Source organism: Mucilaginibacter sp. (assembly GCF_041663085.1).
In the GTDB taxonomy this organism is placed as follows: Bacteria; Bacteroidota; Bacteroidia; order Sphingobacteriales; family Sphingobacteriaceae; genus Mucilaginibacter.
Window position 1 is genome coordinate 1 of the sequence record NZ_JBAZRC010000107.1, and the last position, 16638, is coordinate 16638.

The 16638-nt window shown below is 43.3% G+C and carries 14 protein-coding genes and 1 pseudogene; 8 read left to right on the plus strand and 7 right to left on the minus strand.

The window, feature by feature from the left end; all coding sequences use genetic code 11:
• Nucleotides 1-133 (plus strand): annotated as a pseudogene (locus tag WC615_RS16930) (NAD(P)-dependent alcohol dehydrogenase); the annotation flags it as partial.
• Nucleotides 134-302: 169 nt separating this feature from the next.
• On the plus strand, nucleotides 303-1793 hold the full coding sequence (locus WC615_RS16935) for a PAS domain S-box protein (RefSeq protein WP_372979259.1): 1491 nt from the start codon (nucleotides 303-305) through the stop codon (nucleotides 1791-1793).
• 27 nt (nucleotides 1794-1820) lie between these two features.
• Here the strand turns inward: WC615_RS16935 and WC615_RS16940 are convergent, their stop codons facing one another.
• Nucleotides 1821-2237, minus strand: a complete 417-nt coding sequence (locus WC615_RS16940) for a hypothetical protein (RefSeq protein ID WP_372979260.1) — start codon at nucleotides 2235-2237, stop codon at nucleotides 1821-1823.
• A gap of 218 nt (nucleotides 2238-2455) precedes the next feature.
• On the opposite strand from WC615_RS16940, the gene WC615_RS16945 reads away from it, so the two are divergent.
• Both WC615_RS16945 and WC615_RS16950 read left to right on the plus strand, forming a co-directional pair.
• Entirely contained in the window at nucleotides 2456-3019 is a 564-nt protein-coding gene (locus WC615_RS16945) for a sugar O-acetyltransferase (protein WP_372979261.1), read from the plus strand.
• A gap of 155 nt (nucleotides 3020-3174) precedes the next feature.
• Nucleotides 3175-6033 carry a M16 family metallopeptidase gene (locus WC615_RS16950; protein ID WP_372979262.1) on the plus strand — a complete coding sequence of 953 codons (2859 nt, stop codon included), beginning with the start codon at nucleotides 3175-3177 and terminating at the stop codon, nucleotides 6031-6033.
• 145 nt (nucleotides 6034-6178) lie between these two features.
• Here WC615_RS16950 and WC615_RS16955 read toward each other — a convergent pair whose 3' ends face one another.
• Nucleotides 6179-6829, minus strand: a complete 651-nt coding sequence (locus WC615_RS16955) for an START domain-containing protein (protein WP_372979263.1) — start codon at nucleotides 6827-6829, stop codon at nucleotides 6179-6181.
• A 75-nt stretch (nucleotides 6830-6904) separates the two neighbouring features.
• A complete protein-coding gene (locus WC615_RS16960) occupies nucleotides 6905-7354 on the minus strand; it encodes a KTSC domain-containing protein (RefSeq protein ID WP_372979264.1) in 450 nt (149 codons plus the stop codon).
• A gap of 175 nt (nucleotides 7355-7529) precedes the next feature.
• Here WC615_RS16960 and WC615_RS16965 point away from each other — a divergent pair, with 175 nt between their 5' ends.
• A complete protein-coding gene (locus WC615_RS16965; RefSeq protein ID WP_372979265.1) occupies nucleotides 7530-8702 on the plus strand; it encodes an ATP-binding protein in 1173 nt (390 codons plus the stop codon).
• A gap of 13 nt (nucleotides 8703-8715) precedes the next feature.
• On the opposite strand, the gene WC615_RS16970 is transcribed toward WC615_RS16965, so the two are convergent.
• Nucleotides 8716-9081: a DUF1304 domain-containing protein gene (locus tag WC615_RS16970; RefSeq protein WP_372979266.1), complete on the minus strand. Its 366-nt coding sequence runs from the start codon at nucleotides 9079-9081 to the stop codon at nucleotides 8716-8718.
• A 152-nt stretch (nucleotides 9082-9233) separates the two neighbouring features.
• Nucleotides 9234-11051 carry an ATP-binding protein gene (locus WC615_RS16975; RefSeq protein WP_372979267.1) on the minus strand — a complete coding sequence of 606 codons (1818 nt, stop codon included), beginning with the start codon at nucleotides 11049-11051 and terminating at the stop codon, nucleotides 9234-9236.
• A 226-nt stretch (nucleotides 11052-11277) separates the two neighbouring features.
• On the opposite strand from WC615_RS16975, the gene WC615_RS16980 reads away from it, so the two are divergent.
• Both WC615_RS16980 and WC615_RS16985 read left to right on the plus strand, forming a co-directional pair.
• Nucleotides 11278-12708, plus strand: a complete 1431-nt coding sequence (locus WC615_RS16980; protein WP_372979268.1) for a DUF3943 domain-containing protein — start codon at nucleotides 11278-11280, stop codon at nucleotides 12706-12708.
• A gap of 127 nt (nucleotides 12709-12835) precedes the next feature.
• Entirely contained in the window at nucleotides 12836-13174 is a 339-nt protein-coding gene (locus tag WC615_RS16985) for a hypothetical protein (RefSeq protein WP_372979269.1), read from the plus strand.
• Between the two features lie 16 nt (nucleotides 13175-13190).
• Here the strand turns inward: WC615_RS16985 and WC615_RS16990 are convergent, their stop codons facing one another.
• Entirely contained in the window at nucleotides 13191-13604 is a 414-nt protein-coding gene (locus WC615_RS16990; RefSeq protein ID WP_372979270.1) for an acyl-CoA thioesterase, read from the minus strand.
• Between the two features lie 119 nt (nucleotides 13605-13723).
• On the opposite strand from WC615_RS16990, the gene WC615_RS16995 reads away from it, so the two are divergent.
• The gene (locus WC615_RS16995; protein WP_372979271.1) at nucleotides 13724-15961 is read left to right on the plus strand and encodes a S41 family peptidase; all 2238 of its coding nucleotides are present in this window, start codon (nucleotides 13724-13726) and stop codon (nucleotides 15959-15961) included.
• Nucleotides 15962-16112: 151 nt separating this feature from the next.
• Here WC615_RS16995 and WC615_RS17000 read toward each other — a convergent pair.
• Nucleotides 16113-16638: MATE family efflux transporter (locus WC615_RS17000; RefSeq protein WP_372979272.1), on the minus strand; the 526-nt coding region annotated here is incomplete at its 5' end.

The window sequence follows — 16638 nt, forward strand, 5'->3', positions numbered from 1 at the left end:
TGATTTTTGTGCCGAGCACAACATTGTTTCAGATATCGAGATCATTGACATGAAAGACATCACCAAATCATACGAGCGGATGCTTAAAGGCGATGTGCGTTACAGGTTTGTGATTGATATGGCAACTTTGTAAGTATTATTAATAATTAATTTACGCAGAAGCAGGCACCCGAAACGGTACCTGCTTTTTTATTAAGTGCCTATGCAACAATTTTACAACTTATATGTATATTGTGTATGCTATAAATATCTTACCATAGTAATTTATTATTTAGAAGTTAACCTTTACCATCGCGCTATCAATGGATAATGAAACAGGGGTACCGCCCGAACTAACACATGCCGATATAAAAGAAATGCTCATCAGGCTTAAGCAATCTGAAGCGCGTTTAGATATGGTTGTTTCATCTACCAAACTGGGTACCTGGGATTATAAACCACTAACCGGCGAATTAACATGGTCGAAAGAATGCAGGGAAATATACGGCCTTGCAACCGACGTGAAGGTGGATTTTGAATTGTTTGCAAAGCAGCTGCACCCTGCCGATAAACAATATGTATTAGAACTGATACAGCAGGCGATGGACCCCAAAGGCGATGGCACATATGATATGAGTTGCCGCATACTGCGTTTTGATGATGGCAGCGAGCGTTGGGTACGGTCGCAGGGGAAAGTTACTTTTAACTTATTTGGCCAGGTTGAATTTTTTATTGGTACCGTATTAGATATTACAGAAAGCCGTTTATCTGCCGAAAAAAGCGCCCGGCTTGGGGCTATTATCGATTCGTCCGGAGATGCGATCATCAGCAAAACAACAGAGGGAATAGTTACCAGTTGGAATAGTTCGGCACAGCGAACATTTGGTTATACTGCCGAAGAAATGATTGGCCAGTCAATATTAAAATTACTGCCGCCTGAGAGGCTGGAAGAAGAACCCATGATATTGGCCCGGTTAAGAAATGGCGAACGTGTAGAGCATTTTGAAACCGTGCGTGTTACCAAATACAATCAAAAAATAAATGTATCACTAACCATCTCGCCTATAAAAGATGCGCAGGGGAATATCATCGGCCTGTCTAAAATAGCGCGCGACATAACAGAGAAAAAGCAGGAAGAATTAAGGAAGAATGATTTTATAGCCATGGTGAGCCACGAGCTTAAAACGCCTTTAACATCTATCCGTACCTACATACAGGTGTTGCTTGCCAGATCAAAGAATGAAGAAGACGCATTTAAAACAAATGCTTTAACAAGGGCAGATGTACAGGCAAAAAAAATGACATCCATGATCCAGGATTTTCTGAGCCTTGCAAGGTTGGAGGAAGGGAAGATCCACATTACTAAAGAAGAGTTTCAATTACACGACCTGATAGAAGAAATTGCAAGCGACGCGCAATTTTTAACATCAACCCACAATGTTAAGGTGGTTGATTGTATGGATATAACGATAATTGCCGACAGGGATAAAATTGGGCAGGTATTAATTAACCTGCTAAGCAACGCCATAAAATACTCGCCAAAAGGGGGCAATATTACTATTGGCTGCATCAAAAATGATGATGATGTTAAAATTTATGTAAGGGATGAGGGGGTAGGTATAAAACCAGCCGATCAGAAGCGCTTGTTTGACAAATTTTACCGCGTTAAGGACGAAAAGATAAAAACTATATCGGGCTTTGGTATAGGCCTTTACCTGGTTGCCGAAATTTTGCGCTGCCACGATACCCAAATTAAGGTAGAAAGCACAGAAGGGGCGGGGGCTACTTTTTATTTTATGATGAAATGCTCTTAAACATTATTGATGTTGCTACCCACAATATTAAGGCAATGTGGTAAAATCATAAAATGGCAGTTCTTCATAGTTATCTATAAAGGCCATGTGGTCTTTTAGTGCTTCAAATGCATTTGGGTACTTTTTGTCGTCGATGGTTACAATTACTAATCCTTTTGGCGCTTCTTTGCCGTATTTGGCCTTCACCACGTCATCATCCGGGAAATCTACAGCGCTCATCCATTGCGGGTCGAGGTATTTGATAGCACTAAGTGTATCTATCTGGAATTCCTTTTGGTTGGACACTATAACCCAAAAAGGCGATTTGCCGTCGTTGGTTTTAACGTGTTCAACGGGTTTTTCTTTATCCATGCTTACCATGGCCCATTCACGCTTTTGCGCAAAGGTTGTGGATGGGATGCTTAAAAGGGCAAGTATAGCGAGTGTTAATATATTCTTTTTCATACTGTTATGTATAGGCGTATTGTTTAATACAAATAATAAGCCAAATGTTACCCTAAAACGTATGCGCAGTGCCAATAGTGCCCGTTAACCGCGCAAATAACTATATATTACATTTAAATGTTGTTACCTTAAGGGTTTACGGCACATATATGCCATTAGTTACACAGCTTTGAAAAGTATTACTTTTTAGTGATATTGGCGTATACGCAATACAACCTATGAAAACCGAAAAAGAAAAAATGCTGACGGGCGAATACTACATTGCAAACGATGAAACCCTGGCAACCGAGCGTAAAAACTGTAAACAACTATTAAAACAGCTTAACGTTGATGAGTATGTTGTTGGCGAAGGCACAGCCGCCATATTGAAACAATTAATCCCCAATGCGCCAAAAAGCCTGTACATCGAACCGCCTTTTCATTGCGATTATGGCTATAATATCACCTGCGGCGAAAACGTGTATTTTAACGTTAACTGCGTGGTGCTTGATGTAATGGAGGTGAAGATAGGTGACAACGTTTTCTGCGCGCCTGCGGTACAGATATATACCGCCACACACCCTTTAGATGCCGTGGCCCGGCGCAGTAAAGAAAATGCCAAACCCGTTACCATTGGAGATGATTGCTGGATAGGGGGCGGGGCGGTGATATGCCCGGGTGTTAATATTGGTAACCGCTGTGTAATTGGTGCAGGCGCTGTAGTTACCAAGGATATCCCTGATGATTCATTAGCAGTTGGCAACCCTGCAAGGGTGATCCGCAAACTGGATAAAAGCGAATGATTAACTGACCCAAAAATACAGTCACAAATCTGTTACATTGGGTTGAAATTTGAGGCCTGATGTGTTAAATCATGCTATATTTTCTTAATATTATGTTTTTCCTGAAGTCCTGCAAAATGGCTTCGGAATAAAAAAACTGACCTAACATTAAACATATGAACAAAACTTTAAAATGTGTATTACTGGCACAGTGTATTGCGGTAATGGCGATAGCCGCCAACGCCCAAACGGTTGCGCAGCCAAAGCTGGTAGAGAAAGTTATCCGCAAAGGCACCGAACTGGTTATCCCTTATGAGAAGTACGTGCTTCCGAACGGATTGACCGTAATTTTGGCCGAAGACCACTCAGACCCACTTGTACACGTTGATGTAACCTATCACGTTGGTTCGGCGCGCGAGGAAATAGGCAAATCGGGTTTCGCCCATTTTTTTGAACACATGATGTTCCAGGGGAGCGACCATGTTGCTAACGGCGACCACTTCAAGATCATTACCGAAGCCGGTGGCACTTTAAATGGTTCTACCAACCGCGACCGCACCAACTACTACGAAACCGTACCTGCAAATCAATTAGAAAAAATGCTTTGGCTGGAAAGCGACCGCATGGGCTTTTTGCTTGATGCCGTTACCCAGCAAAAGTTTGAGGTGCAGCGTGCCACCGTTAAGAACGAGCGCGGCCAGAACTATGATAACCGCCCTTACGGTTTAGCCAGCGAATACACGTCTAAAAACCTTTATCCATACGGCCACCCATACTCGTGGTTAACTATTGGCTACATCGAAGAGCTGAACAAAGTAGGCGTAAACGATTTAAAGAACTTCTTTTTAAGATGGTATGGCCCTAATAATGCAACCATCACCATTGGCGGCGATTTAAACCCTAAGCAAACTTTGGCATGGGTTAGCAAATATTTTGGCAGCATCCCGCGCGGGCCTGTTGTTAAAAATGCAACGTTCCCAACGCCGGTTTTAACTGCAGACAGGTATGTGTCATATACTGATAACTATGCTAAACTGCCTTTAATGTCTATCACCTATCCGGGTGTGAAGATCTACGATAAAGATATGTCGGCATTAGACGCTTTGTCAGAAATTATTGGCCAGGGGCGTAACTCTATCTTCTACAAAAACTTTGTAAAAACCCGTAAGGCTGCGCAAGCATCAATGAGCTCATCAAATACCGAACTGGCAGGCGAGATCACTATGCGCGTGGTACCATTCCCGGGGCAAACGCTGGCCGATGCTAAAAAACTGGTAGACGAATCACTGGCCGAGTTTGAAAAAACAGGTGTTAGTGATGATGCTTTAGTTCGTTTTAAAGCAAGTGCCGAAGCAAACGCTATCAATGGCTTATCAAGCGTTAGCGGTAAAGTATCTGAGCTTGCACAGGCGCAATACCTAACCGGTAACCCTAACCAAATTGGCCGCGAACTGGCCGATATACAGGCAGTAACCAAAGAGGATGTAATGCGTGTATACAACAAATATATCAAAGGTAAGCCTGCGGTTATATTAAGCGTGCTGCCAAAAGGCGGTACAATTGCAGCCGTAGCGCCCGATAATTATACCGTAAATACCGCCAATTACAAAGCGCCTGATTATGGCTACAACGGCCTTACCTACAAAAAAGCTACCGATAATTTTGACCGTGCAGCCAAGCCTGGCGTGGGTGCAAACCCTGCAATTAAAATACCGGCTATGTGGACAGCAACTACGCCTAATGGTATCAGGATGATTGGCACGAAAAACAGCGAGATCCCGTCGGTTTCTATATCCATATCTATAAAAGGCGGTGGCTTATATGCTGTTAATAATCCTGCAAAAGCAGGTTTGGCGGGTATCGTAGCACGCATGATGAACGAGGATAGCAAAAACTATACGGCCGAGCAGTTTAACTCTGAGCTGGATAAACTGGGTAGCAACATCAGTGTGTTTGCAGGTGCCGAAGAAATGTTCATCAATGTATCTTCATTAACTAAAAACCTGCCTAAAACAATGACCTTGCTGCAGGAAAAATTGTTTAACCCTAAATTTACGCAGGACGCTTTAGACCGTATCAAAAAACAAACAATAGAAGGTTTAAAACAGGCTAAAACACAGCCAGCAGGTGTGGCATCCACTGTTTATAGTAAAATACTTTACGGAACCGACAACGTGCGTACTTACGCAACAGGTGGTAACGAAGAAACAGTGGCGGCAATTACCCTGCAGGATGTTCAGGATTATTACGATAAATACTTTACCCCATCGCAAACACAAATTGTTGTTGTGGGCGATGTAAATGAAGGTACCGCAAAAGGCAACCTGGCTTTCCTTAACGCATGGGCCGATAAAAAAGTAACTATCCCAACACCGGCCGAAGGTAAAGCCTTTGATAAAACTACCTTATACCTGGTAGATATCCCGGGTGCGGCGCAATCAGAGATCCGTATTGGTTACCTGGATAAGCTGAACTATGATGCAACCGGCGATTATTACAAATTGGGTATAGCCAACTACATTTTAGGTGGTGCATTCAATAGCCACATCAACCTTAACCTGCGCGAGAAAAAAGGCTGGACCTACGGTGCTCGTTCGGGCTTCAGCTCGGGCAAATATGGTGGCGACTTTACCGCTTCGGCAGGTGTATTGGCTACCGCTACAGATAGCTCGGTTTATGAGTTTATCAAAGAGATCCGCGATTATCAAAAAACAGGTATTACGCCCGATGAATTGAAGTTTACCCAAACATCAATAGGCCAGAGTGATGCCCGTAAGTACGAAACTAACGGACAAAAAGCAGCGTTCCTTTCACGTATACAGGAGTATGATCTGAAACCTACGTATGCAGATGAGCAGAACAAGATCCTGTCAACTATTACCCCGGCCGAGCTTAACGCGCTATCGGCAAAATATCTGAATACCGATAATATGGTAATACTGGTTGTGGGCGATAAGGCGAAAATATTGCCCGGCCTGCAAAAGTTGGGTTACCCTATTGTTGAGCTGGATGCTGATGGCAAACCAAAACAATAAGTAATAATTGTATAACAAAAAGCCCTCCCGACGATAAAGTTGGAAGGGCTTTTTTATGATATACTTTTTTGTCATCCTGAGCATCGCGAAGGATCTATTAGCGAACATACAATCGGTTATGCATAGTTCGCTAAGGAGAAATAGGTTAATAATTCTTAATAAACGATAAACTCGCGTTCTTATATTCCGGCTTCTTCAACTGTAATTTTAGCTTCTTAAAGCTCTGGGTAGGCCCTTCGGATGCTACCATGTTTACCAACCATGCAGGCAGGCTGCCGGCGGGGTCAACATGCAGGGTGTATTCAACCTTTATCTCGTCCTTACCCAGTGGGGTAATTACCCATTTACCCTTTGAGTTGGTTACACGTATAATGCCATCTTTAAGCGGTATAAGGCCATTAACAGCGGGGCCATCAACGGTTACCGCCTTGGTTCCCTCATCCTGGCTTACTATCAGGTGGGCCACAAAATCGCGGTTACTGGTAGGCCATGGCAGGCTCACTTCCGAGTAATAATAGATCTCTGACGGCGAGGGTTGTTTTAACAGCGTGATAGATTTTGTATGATAAACCCATTCGGTACACGTTTTAACATCAAGCAAAATTGTTACTATCTGCGCCAGAGTTGCCTGGAAATTGCACTCCACCCGTAAAGCCTTAAACTTTGAACCTGCTACATCACTGCTATAAACCTTAATCCCGTCACTGTTTGCTTTTAGCTTCCAGTCGGTTTGCGCTGATAGAGAATTGGCGGTAATGAGTAAGAATAATAGGGGGAGCAGGTGCTTTTTAAACATTTGTGTAAAAGGGATTTCGGGCAAATTTAAATATCCGCCAGAAAACCCATGTCATACCTGCACCACATTTTAGGCTTAGGCCGATGCTACCAACCTGCTGGTGCTGCGGTAAACATATTCGTTATAAATATGCCTGCGTGCAAACCTTCCCGGCGAATCGGCATTTACCAGCTTAATGTAAACCGCGCGCGGCACATCAAAATACTCGTATGAGTTGCCGTCGGTAAAATCAACTCTTAACACCTGCGATTTGAATTCAAAATCAACAATGGCTGCAGTAGAGGTGGTCAGCGTATATTCTGCTAATGATTGGGCGCGGGTTTCGGGCGCTATACTTACCAAAAAGTGGTAAGCTTCAATAATGGTTTTGCTTTTTTCTTCGGCTTCCAGCTTGCTTTCGGCGCTGTCCTGAAATTTATCCGGGTGCCAGGCTTTCATTAAGCTGCGGTAAGTGGTTTTTAATTCCTGCAGTTCGGCAGCTTCTGTAACACCTAAAAGTTTCCTGTAATCGACAATTTTTTTCATTGTATTGATATTGTAATGTTTATTGTCGATGAAAACTTTATTCAAAGAAAATAATTTTGCAAAGGTACGCTTTATTAACACGCGGCGTATCACTTATAAGCGAATTATAATTTGCAGTTGTAATTGCAACAAAAAGCAGTTAATTTGTAAGAGAATTTTATTCACAGTAATCAATTTGGAAAACATCCGGGCAGATATAGATGCTATAAGCCGCATTGAAGCCGTAACCTCTATTTTAGAGGTTGTTTGCCGTACTACCAATATGGGGTTTGCCGCTATTGCACGTGTTACCGATGATAAATGGATAACCTGCGCCGTGCGCGATGAAATAGCATTTGGGCTTGTACCCGGCAGCGAATTGAAGCTGGAAACCACCATTTGTAACGAGATCCGTCAGCACCGCAGCCCGGTAGTGATAGATCATGTTGCCCGGGATGAAAACTTCGTTAATCATCATACACCGGCTATGTATGGCTTTCAAAGCTATATATCATTCCCTATCACTTTAAAGGATGGCCGTTTTTTTGGCACGCTTTGCGCTATCGACCCTAACCCCGCACATTTAAAAAATACCCAGATAATGGGGATGTTCCGTTTATTTGCAGATCTGATAGCTTTTCACCTGGATGCGCAAGACAGGCTGGCTTTATCAGAACTTAAACTGATAGAAGAACGCAAAACGGCCGAGCTGCGCGACCAGTTCATTGCCATTTTGGGGCATGACCTGGGCAACCCTGTAGGGGCAATTTTAAACGTAGCCCAGATGCTGCTGCGGATTCCCGGCGATGAGCGCATAAAACGCCTGGCCAACATCCTGCAAAATTCATCATACCGAATGAAGGCGCTGATAGAAAACATTCTTGATTTTGCCCGCGGCCGCCTTGGCGAAGGAATTATCTTGAACAGGAGCGACGATGACTCGGTTGAAGAGGCGCTGAACCATGTAATAACCGAACTGGCTATAGTATGGCCCGACAAGGTTATCAATACTCATTTTGAAATACAAGGAAGCGTTAATAGTGATATTAAACGCGTTTCGCAGGTGCTTTCAAATTTATTGGGTAATGCACTTACACATGGTAAAAAAGACAGCCCCGTAACGGTAAGTGCGGCGTCTACCGAAACAGAATTTACTATCAGTGTAACAAACGAAGGCAAGCCGATTGCAGATGCCATACGCGATAAACTTTTCCTGCCATTTTCCCGTGGCGAAGTAGTGCCTAATCAACAAGGCCTGGGGCTTGGGTTGTACATAGCTTCAGAAATTGCACATGCCCATGGCGGTACACTCGATGTAATATCGAATATGCAGGAAACTACCTTTACATTTAAAATTCCGCTTACGTAAAGCCCTGTTCCTTTTATAAGCCAATAAATACAGCTATTAAACTAATTATAGCCGGCAAGGCCTGCTTTACAAGAATTGATTTGCTTGCCGTAAAACCACCGTATAAACCCGCAGCCGTAACACACCCCAGGAAAAAGATAGCCACGTTTTTGCTCCATACCGGGTCGCCAATAAGCAACGACCAGATGAGCCCGGCAGACAAAAAGCCATTGTATAAACCCTGATTGGCTGCAAGCGAGGTGGTTTGCTCAAACAACTCGGCAGGTAAGCTTTTAAAGGTAGCTTTGCCTTTAGTTGTCCAGGCGAACATCTCTATCCATAAAATATAAATATGCTCAATAGCTACTATGGCTATCATAATGTGGGCAAAAAGTTTCATGCCGATGTGTTTAGATTACTAAGATAATCATCTTACAGTAACCCCGACTAATAAGAACGGCAGTTTGCGCTTGTGGAAGATTTATGCGTATGGTTAATGGTCCGGCAGGCTCACCATTACAGGTTATAAGCTATAACAGGTTGGTCATTAAATTAATCTATGGGCACAGTAAACCAAAAGGTGCTGCCCTTACCGGCTTCGCTGTTAACGCCAATTTTGCCGCCGTGGCGCTCCACAATTTCGGCACTGATGTATAAGCCAAGGCCTAATCCCGAATATTGCACACCCGTAGAATCAACCCTGTAATAACGTTCAAACAGGTGGGGGATCTTATCGTAAGCAATGCCTTCGCCAAAGTCCTGCACAGATATTTTTACGGTTTTTGTACGGCGTACAACATTAATGATGATCCTGCGCGATTGGGGTGCGTATTTTACCGCATTGTTTACCAGGTTAACAATTACCTGCTCTATCTTACTGCGGTCGGCATAGAGGTCTATATCGGTATCTCCGCTTACAACAAGCCGATGATCGCCCGCCATGCGTACATGGTCGCAGCTTTCGGTTATCATATCGCCGACTTTAAAATAAGTTTTGTTTAGCGCCAGCTGGCCGGCCGTTATTTTTGATACATTGAGCAGACTTTCTATCAGGTGCTGCATTTTGGTTAAGCTGAGGTTGGCCTTTTCTATAAAGGCCGGGATCTTTTCTGAGCTGCCATTGGTTTTGATCAGCTTATCCAGGATCTGTATTGATGCTTTAAGCGAGGTCATGGGTGTTTTAAGCTCATGGCTGGCAACACTTATAAAATCGTCTTTTTGTTGTTGCAGGCGTTTAAATTCGGTAATATCTAATACGGTGCCAAGCATACGTACGGGGGTATTATCGCTGTCATAATATGTTTTTCCCTGGGTACGGATCCAGTGTACCGATTCGTCGGGATGAATAATGCGCAACTCATAAAAAAGGATGCCGGTTTTATCAGCCTCCTCGTGGGCACGTGTGTGAATAATGCGATCTTCCGGGTGGAAGGTATCCAGCAATTTTCTGCGGGGCATCGGTTTATCAAAACCAAAAATGGCGTTAAACCTGTCGGATGTAACAGTTATTTGGGTTAGTATATTTAAATCAAATGTACCTATTTCTGCCGCTTCTATAGCCAGCCTTCCGCGCTCTTCAACATCTTCAATATTACGGCGGGCTGTAACCTGGTCGGTAACATCAATCGCAATAACCATTATAGCGTTTATGGAACCATCAAAATGCCGTACAGGTTCGTATACAAAATCAATAAATAGTATTTCGGGCTTATTGTTACGTATCAATAGAACTTCGGCCTCTTTAGCTACAAATGAGGTTCCTGTATTTATTACTTCATTCATTATCGGGCCGTAAAGGTCGGCAGCCTCGGGTATAGCAGCCCATATGGTGCGGTTCTCCAGATCGCGCCGGTTTTTGCCTACAAGCTCTAGGTATGAATCATTGACCACTTCTATCATCAGGTCTTCGGCCCTAATAATGCAGATGCCTACAGGTGCCTGCCTTACCAGATTGTAAAGCGTCATTTCGCTTTCTTCAACAGCTTGCTTGGCGCGTTCAAGTTCGGTAACGTCGGTAGCAAAGCATGCTACGCCATATATTTCACCCGCTGCATTTCGCATAGGCTGATAAGTGAATTTAAAATAAAAGGTTTGTATAACGCCATCAATTAAAAAATCGGCACGGTCATTACTGGTGTAATACGGTTCGCCGGTTTTATATACTTTCTTTATCAACCCCAAAAAGGGCTGGTCACTCATCTCGGGCAAGGCTTCGGTAAATGGTTTACCTATAACTGAGCGATCTTTGCCCCATGCTTTTAAAGTAGCGCTATTTGCAACACTTACTATTGCATCTTCGCCGGTACATACATAAACAGGAAAGGGTGATATCTCAACAATATCCTGGAAAGTGCTTTCTGTTGGCTCCAAAAGTATATTATAAATTAAATAAATTGCTCCAAATCAAAATTAAAAAACTTTATAACATAAAGCCGTAAAGGTGTTTTTGTTTTGTATGATGCCGACAAATAATAAAATAAATATTGTGCGTATATTATAAAACCATTTTACGGCAAAATGCATTATAGAATTATTGCATTAACAGTATTTTAATGAATTATTGTTGATGACTTAACCTTTATCAAAGCATACCATATTGAATTTTTTACCACGGCAGTTTATAGTATTATTTTTATTAGTGGCGCCGGCAATTGGTTATTCCCAAACCTCGCAGGATGCCCAGAGACTTACAGGAGATACCATCCCCAAGGTTAAATACCGCGGGCCGCGTACACCTTTTTTTGGCCCGGTGCCCGCTACTACCAAACGTTTTGGCCGCGCAGCTGCCGAATGGGGCCTGGCACAGGCCATACCCTTTAGTTATGGCAAGTTTATAGCACATGCACCTTATTCTAATGTAACCGGCGCAACCATATGGCGCAACTTAAACCCCGGGAGCTGGTCGTGGGATCAGGATATCTTTCGTACCAACCAGTTTGGGCACCCTTACCAGGGGAGCCTTTATTTTAGCGCGTTCCGCTCAAACGGGTACTCTTTCTGGCAATCGGCGCCTGCTGCCATGGCGGGTAGCTATTTTTGGGAAACCTTTGGCGAAAACGAACGACCATCGCCTAACGATTTTATAAACACCAGCTTTGGCGGCATTGTATTAGGGGAGATGAGCTATCGTCTGTCTAACAAAATTGTAAATAACCGCCACCGCGGCTTTGGCAGGCAGATGGAAGAGGTTGCCGCCTTTTTAGCTAACCCTATGAACGGCCTCAACCGTTTGCTTGATGGTAAATGGGGCAAGGTTTACGGCAACCCCCGCGATCGGGACTCGTCGCTGGTATCTATGGAGGCCGACATTGGTGCGCGCCGCTTTAGCAGTATAACAGGTAATGTTAAAACGAATGGCAAAACAGGTTGGTTTGGCCGCGCCAAACTGATGTATGGTAGCAGGTATAAAGACTTTAGCACCCCGTTCAGTAATATTTTTATAAACGTTGAAGTTGGCCGGGACGATAGTTCGCTGGTAAACAATTTGAGTGTTTATGGCTCGCTGGCAGGTTGGGAACTGCAAACGGGTAAAGACCTGCAGCATGTGGTAATATTATCGGCCAATTACGATTACCTAAGCAACGAGGCCTTCTTTTATGGTGCGCAAAGTGTTAAGGCCAACCTGTACTCTACCTTTGAGATGAGTAAGAAAATAACTATCAATACAAATGTAGGCACCGGCCCGGTGCTTTTAGCGGCGGTGCCCAATACCTATAACTCTAACGGGCGTAATTACGATTATACATCGGGGTTTGGTATTAACGGTGGGGCGGGGTTAAACATAGCCTCTAAATTTTTTGCCAGTGTTGATTACCGGGGTGGGTGGCTATATACCATAAACGGCAATAAATCGCATTACTTTTTGCATACGGTTACCAGCGAGGTGCGGTATGCTTTCAAAAACGGCCTCTCCCTTGCAGCCGAACCGGGCTACCTATTTTTGCGAGGGAAGTATGACGAACACCCCGACGTGAACAAACGCTACCCTTACCTGCGGGTATCTACAAGATACAGCATGAATTTTTAATACGATGCTGTCTGTTTAGGGGGCACATCGTGTTAAGTGATTGGCCATCAAGAGGTGAAAAAGTGCCGATACAGTTAAACTAAGGAGCTTTTTTAAGGTCGAATAATAAACACCTTATATAAACCTTATGAAAGTATCTTCACTTTTTTGCCTTGTTGTTGCCTGTTTGCTGATGATATCCTGCGGGACTGTCCGCCCAAACTATTTGGGTACAACTTACCCTGCAACACAAACCATAGATAGTTATTACGCTGCTAAGGATGTAAAGCATTCCTATAAAGTAATTGGCCATTTCGCGGTTAAATCGCCGGAATTGCAGGGTTACATGGAAAGGGCAAAAAAGGATATTATTGAAGAAGCCAAAAAGCAAGGGGCTGATGGCCTTATCTTTTCATCAATTGACTACGACGATAAAAGTTCAGCCATGATTACCATTAAGGCTGATGCTATAAAGTATGATAAGTAGTTACTAAATACGATTATTAAATCCCGTAATGCTCAATAACATCTTCCGGCACCTTAACGCCCCGGCCGGTGGCCATATCAATCATCACGTAATCAAAATAACCGTCGCAGCATACTTTTTTGGTAGCCTTGTTGGTTAGGGTGAACGCTACGCGGCAGCCTTTATCATTAATGGTTTCTATACCTGTTTTTACAATGAAGTAATCGCCCATGGTGAGTGCGCGCTTATAATCAACATGCGCGGTACGTACTACCCAGCCAAAGCCGCGTTCCATAAATTTCTCCATGGCCATGCCGTAGCAGCGTTCCATCTGGTCGTAACGGGCGGCAAGCACATAATCAAAGTACTTGCTATTATGCACATGCTGAAACATGTCTATATCATCAGGGCGTACACGCAGTTCGGTCTCAAAGGTGGCGTAGTTGTTCATCAGTAATAATAAGCTGTAAAGGTTGCAAAAGTTTTAATAGTATAAAAGTTGGTGTGATCTGTCGATATTAAAATACGTATTTTGCCGTTATACCATCACCAATAATACTTACACAATTTATGAAACTTATTATCTTATCGGCCACGCTGTTAACCCTTATGAGCTGCGGGCGGGCAACATCACAGGTAAAATTTAACGGCGATATGGAGCAGCTTACTACTGATAAAAGTATGGCCGCCGGATGGAGAACCAATTCCCAGCCGGGGAAGCCAATATACTATCCGGTTAAAGTTGATAGCCTGGTTAAGCAGCAAGGCAAGTATGCTTTATCAATTGAGAAAATAGCCGATGGCGGCAGCTTTGGCGTGATCAATTATTATATCCCTAAAACGTTTAAAGGCGAAAAAATTGAACTAAGGGGTTACATCAAAACCGAAAATGTAACCAACGGTTACGCAGGTCTTTGGCTGCGTATTGATGGTACCCAAAACCCTCTGGCTTTAGATAATATGCAAAACAGGGGCATAAAAGGCACAACCGACTGGCAGGAATACACCATTGAGCTACCATATGATGGCAGTAAGGCCATAAACATAAACGCCGGCGCATTGCTTGCTGGCGGCGGGAAGATCTGGGTGGATAACATGAAGTTGTTTATTGATGGCCAGCCCATAGAAAAAGCCACCGTTGTAGAAAGGAAGCTTTTAGGTGCAGAAGCGGATACCGCATTTCTTTCTGGGTCAAAAATAGATACTGTTACTTTAAACAAACAACAGCTTATAAATTTAACGGCTTTAGGGCAGGTTTGGGGTTTTGTGAAATATTATCATCCCAATGTTATTAAGGGTGATTTTAATATGGATGCACAACTATTCAGGGTAATGCCTGCTGTATTAAAAGCGAAAAACAACGCCGATTTAAGCATCGCGCTTGAGCAATGGTTTGATAAGTTTGGCACAGTGCAAAGATGCGCCGATTGCACGCCTTATAGCGGAAACGATATAAAGCTATCCCCATCATATGGAATATTGTTTACAGGTAATGTGCTGAGTAAAACTTTAACAGATAAGCTGCATAGTATTTTATATAAAAAGATCTTCACCGATAGCTACTACATAGCCATGACACCACTAAGCAACCCCAAGTTTACCAACGAACTTGCTTACGGCGGCATGAAATACCCGGATGCAGGTTATAGGTTGTTAAGCCTGTACCGATACTGGAATATGATACAATACTTTTTCCCATATAAGTATTTAATAGGTGAGGACTGGAATAATGTACTTGCGGATTGTATCCCCAAATTCGTGGGTGCCAAAAACGCTACCGATTACACCCTGAACAACCTTGCGTTAATAGCACGTGTACATGATACCCATGCCAATATATGGGGTGGGTACACAACCCTCGACAATTACAAGGGTAAAAACGCAGTGCCATTTAAAGCGGAATTTATTGAAGATAAATTGGTAGTGACCGGTTATTATAATGATACCCTTAACGTAAAGCAATTGGTTAAACCAGGCGATGTAATTGAAAGCATTAACGGCGAACCCGTACCCGGCCTTATTAAGAAATATCTGCCCTACACCCCGGCATCAAATTACTCAACGCAGCTAAGAGACCTGCCTTCGGCTTATTTACTGAGAGGTAATACTCATGAGTTAAAATTAAGCATCCAGCGGGATGGTAAGGCGCAAAAGGTGACAGTGCCGGCTTTACCTATAGCTAAAGTAAACTACAAAGAAGACCCAGCTAAGAAAGGGTTTTACCTGTTAGATAACAACATAGGGTACCTGTACCCCGGCAATTACCATAACAGCGACCTGTATGAAATAAAACAGCTTTTTAATAGTACCAAGGGGATTATTATTGATATGCGGTGCTATCCATCGGATTTTATGCCGTATACATTTGGTGCTTATATAAAAACCAATGTGTCGGCTTTTGTTATGCCCAGCGGCGGTAGTATTTATCAACCAGGATTATTCACCTACAGAGCATCGATAACCATACCGCCTGCAAACGAAACCTATAAGGGCAAGGTGGTAGTTATTGTGAACGAAAAATCGCAAAGCCAGGCGGAGTTTACGACCATGGCGTTCCAGAGCTCGCCCAATGTTACGGTAATTGGCAGTACCACAGCAGGGGCCGATGGAGATGTTTCACCAATATTATTGCCAGGTGGGATCTATACGCTAATATCAGGTATCGGCATCTATTATCCTGATGGTACCGAAACGCAGCGTAAAGGTATTAAGATTGATGTGGTTGCAAAACCAACCATTGCCGGTATAAAAGCCGGTAAAGATGAGTTGTTAGATAAGGCGAAGGAGATTGTTTTGGAAAAAAAATAAGCATCCATGTATAATTTGCGTTGGATAGAAATGTATACGGAGCTTTAAATAACGAACCCATACCTAACCTCTATCAAGACGTGAAATATCGCGTCTCTACACAAAGCACTCGTAGAGACGCGATACTTCACGTCTACTTGCATAATCTCCCCTAAACCAAAGTCTTCTTCCATTTGCCTTTCTTAAACAGAATATAGGCGGCTATAGTTAAACCGATCTCGGCAACGGGGATAGAGATAAAAACACCGGTTGGGCCCATTTCAAAATATTTAGCCAATAAATAAGCAAGGGGGATCTGGAATAACCAGAACGTAAAGAAATTTATTTTGGTAGGTGTCCAGGTATCTCCGGCGCCATTAAAGGCACTGGTGAAGATCATGCCCATTCCAAAAATAATAAAGCCCCCACTTAAAATTTGTAACGAACGGGTGGCTACTTTTTTCACCCCATCATCATCGGTAAAGAATGATGCGAACAGATGGCCACAGGTTAAAAACAATACGCTTACTATCCCTAAAAAAACAACGGTATATTTTATGGTTTGATATACCGATTGCTCGGCCCTGTCTACCCGGCCTGCGCCAAGGTTTTGGCCAACCAGTGTGGCGGCGGCGTTACTCAAGCCCCAGGCAGGTAACAAAAAGAACATCATTAATCGTAACGAGGTTTGATACCCT

Excerpts from the sequence above, each read along its gene's own strand:
- WC615_RS16995 (WP_372979271.1), top strand. The coding sequence starts at position 13,724 with ATGAAACTTATTATCTTATCGGCCACGCTGTTAACCCTTATGAGCTGC.
- WC615_RS16960 (WP_372979264.1), bottom strand. The coding sequence starts at position 7,354 with ATGAAAAAAATTGTCGATTACAGGAAACTTTTAGGTGTTACAGAAGCT.
- WC615_RS16945 (WP_372979261.1), top strand. The coding sequence starts at position 2,456 with ATGAAAACCGAAAAAGAAAAAATGCTGACGGGCGAATACTACATTGCA.
- WC615_RS16950 (WP_372979262.1), top strand. The coding sequence starts at position 3,175 with ATGAACAAAACTTTAAAATGTGTATTACTGGCACAGTGTATTGCGGTA.
- WC615_RS16955 (WP_372979263.1), bottom strand. The coding sequence starts at position 6,829 with ATGTTTAAAAAGCACCTGCTCCCCCTATTATTCTTACTCATTACCGCC.
- WC615_RS16940 (WP_372979260.1), bottom strand. The coding sequence starts at position 2,237 with ATGAAAAAGAATATATTAACACTCGCTATACTTGCCCTTTTAAGCATC.
- WC615_RS16990 (WP_372979270.1), bottom strand. The coding sequence starts at position 13,604 with ATGAACAACTACGCCACCTTTGAGACCGAACTGCGTGTACGCCCTGAT.
- WC615_RS16985 (WP_372979269.1), top strand. The coding sequence starts at position 12,836 with ATGAAAGTATCTTCACTTTTTTGCCTTGTTGTTGCCTGTTTGCTGATG.
- WC615_RS16935 (WP_372979259.1), top strand. The coding sequence starts at position 303 with ATGGATAATGAAACAGGGGTACCGCCCGAACTAACACATGCCGATATA.
- WC615_RS16970 (WP_372979266.1), bottom strand. The coding sequence starts at position 9,081 with ATGAAACTTTTTGCCCACATTATGATAGCCATAGTAGCTATTGAGCAT.